The organism is Ignavibacteria bacterium (assembly GCA_016873845.1).
Lineage (GTDB): Bacteria > Bacteroidota > Ignavibacteria > Ch128b > Ch128b > JAHJVF01.
In genome coordinates this window covers 1-2,710 of sequence record VGVX01000139.1, presented here as the reverse complement: position 1 = coordinate 2,710, position 2,710 = coordinate 1, and the positions used below count along the sequence as shown (strand labels likewise).

The following is a 2,710-nucleotide window of genomic DNA, read 5'->3' as shown; positions in this document are numbered from 1 at the left end:
AAGTGAAAAAAAACAAACTCAATTAATATTAGCTCAGTTAAGTGATAAACTAATTTGCATTTGTTTATTTTGGCATAAATGCTTTTCCAAATACAGTTAGAAACATGACAAACAATAACTCCAAATCACTTGAATCCTGGATTTGGGATGCGGCGTGCGCAATTAGAGGTGCACAAGACGCACCCAAATACAAAGACTTCATACTACCACTTATCTTTGTTAAACGCTTATGTGATGTATTCGATGATGAAGTTAGCAGAATAGCCGACAACGTTGGTACGAAAGAAAAAGCACTCAAGCTAATATCAAAAGATCGAAAGCTTACAAGGTTTTATATTCCACTTCGACCTGAAAATCTCGATGATTCCACTTGGTCTATTATAAGAAAACTATCTACAAAAATAGGCGAGCAGCTTACCGAGTTAATCCGTTCTATAGCTCTTGAGAATTCAAGATTGCAAGGAATAATAGATCGAATAGATTTTAACGCAACTACACACGGACAAAGAGATATTGACGATGATAGACTAAGCAACCTCATTGAAGAAATAAGCAAGAAGCGATTAGGTCTTAAAGATGTTGAACCGGACATAATCGGAAGAAGTTACGAGTATCTAATCCGTAAATTCGCTGAGGGTGGTGGACAAAGTGCCGGAGAGTTTTATACTCCAATGGAGGTTGGTTTGATAATGGCTAGAATCCTCGATCCAGAGCCCGGGATGGAAATGTACGATCCCTGTACTGGTTCTGCTGGTTTACTAATTAAACTTCAGATTGCACTGCAAGAGAAGATGAACTTACACTCAAAAACTAAATATGCACCTCTAAAGCTATTTGGACAAGAATACCTGCCGAATACTTGGGCTATGGCTAACATGAACATGGTCATTCACGATATGGAAGGCGTAATTGAAATTGGCGATACTATGAACAATCCTAAATTTCGTGAAGGAAATAAGCTAAAAAAGTTTGATCGTGTAGCTGCTAATCCAATGTGGAATCAAAGCATATTCACACAAAAAACTTATGAGAACGACGAGCTTGAAAGATTTCCTGCCGGTTTTCCTCCAAACGGAACAGCAGATTGGGGCTGGGTACAGCATATACTTGCCTCTTTAAACAATACTGGAAGAGCAGCTATTGTATTAGATACTGGCGCAGTTTCGCGTGGTTCGGGAAACCAAAGCACAAATAAGGAAAAGGAAATTCGTAAATGGTTTGTTGAAAACGATTTTATTGAAGGAGTGCTCTACTTACCGGAAAATCTTTTCTACAATACTTCGGCACCGGGTATAGTTTTATTTCTTAATAGAAATAAACCAACCGGAAAGAAAGATAAAATATTGCTTATTAATGCCTCAAAGGAATTTGTAAAAGGGCAGCCGAAGAATTACATACCTGAAGAATACCAGAAAAAAATAGTTGATACTTTTCTGAACTGGAAGGAAATTGAAAAGTTTAGCAAAGTAATTGTAAAAGATGAAGCGGTTAAGAATGATTATAACTTATCCCCAACCCGTTATATACATACTGCTGAGGAAGAAGTTTACAGACCAATTGGCGAAATTTTAGAAGAGCTTAAAGAGCTTGAGCAAGAGTCAAAAGATATTGATAGTGAACTGAAAACTATTTTTAAGAAATTAGGATATTAAATATGTTTACAACAGGAGAAGCGGAACATTTAATACAATTGCCGAAAAAGATTTTAATTGATGAGCAGTTACATGATTCCATTAACATAAATCAAAAATATCCATTTCGTGCAAAGTATTTACTTGCTAATGAAGAAGAAAAAGAATTTATTTTTCTTTTGGATGTCAAACAAAGTGCAAAATTCAGTTTAAAGTTCGATCTCCACCACCAGGAAGACCAAACTAACATCGGTTTACTGAGAGTAAATTATTTTGGGCAACATCGAAATCCGGAGGTTGTAACAGAAAAAGTCCCGATTGTTCTTCATAAATATGCAGGGAAATGGTTTGATTTTAATGAACACCACATTCATTTTTATGTAGAAGGGTATAGAGAATTAGACTGGGCTTTGCCTCTTTTGGATGATCCTTTTCCCGTTAAAGAGATAAAAAATAATACAGATATTAGCGATGCATTTTTACATTTTTGTAGTAGGATAAACTTAGTTACAAGAATAAATTTTGAGGGAGTATTAGTATGAATTGGATAGATGAATTAATCGATGAATATTTCAATTTTTTAAAAGGTAAAACATCTGTGCATACAGATCCAGTAACTGGTTGGTCAGTAATAAGCACGCCTTTCGTTGGATTATTTAACGATACAATAGAGTTATACATAAAGAAAGACAACGGAAAAATTATTCTTTCTGATGACGGCAAAACCCTTCAGAATCTTGATCTCGTTGGTGTGAGCATTTCTCGCTCACAACGCCGAAAAGAAATTCTCGAAAAAATATTTCTCAATTATGGATGCAAACTGGAAGGAGATGAAATTTTATCGGAAGCTGATGAAAAAGATTTCCCGCAAAAAAAATACAATTTAATTTCCGCAATTTCGGAGGTTAATGATTTATATACACTGGCAAAGCATACAGTTGCATCTATATTTAAGGAAGATGTTCAGAAATATTTGGACAGCCAGGAAATTATTTATACACCTCAATTTATTTCAAAGGGCAGTACCGGACTCGAATTTACATTTGACTTTCAAATTGCCTATAAGCAGAAAGAAATTG

At 35.2% G+C, this 2,710-nt stretch carries 3 protein-coding genes; all 3 read left to right on the top strand.

The features are described 5' to 3' along the window. Positions 1-104 precede the first annotated feature (104 nt). Positions 105-1,652: an SAM-dependent DNA methyltransferase gene (locus FJ213_13275; protein ID MBM4177123.1), complete on the top strand. Its 1,548-nt coding sequence runs from the start codon at positions 105-107 to the stop codon at positions 1,650-1,652. Between the two features lie 2 nt (positions 1,653-1,654). Continuing rightward, positions 1,655-2,173, top strand: coding sequence for a hypothetical protein (locus FJ213_13270; GenBank protein ID MBM4177122.1), 519 nt, complete (start codon positions 1,655-1,657; stop codon positions 2,171-2,173). After that, on the top strand, positions 2,170-2,710 hold a 541-nt coding region (locus tag FJ213_13265), incomplete at its 3' end, for a DUF1828 domain-containing protein (GenBank protein MBM4177121.1). The genes FJ213_13270 and FJ213_13265, both read left to right, overlap by 4 nt.

What these genes read in the sequence shown, in the direction of transcription:
- FJ213_13275 (MBM4177123.1), top strand. Translation starts at nt 105, where the DNA reads ATGACAAACAATAACTCCAAATCACTTGAATCCTGGATTTGGGATGCG.
- FJ213_13270 (MBM4177122.1), top strand. Translation starts at nt 1,655, where the DNA reads ATGTTTACAACAGGAGAAGCGGAACATTTAATACAATTGCCGAAAAAG.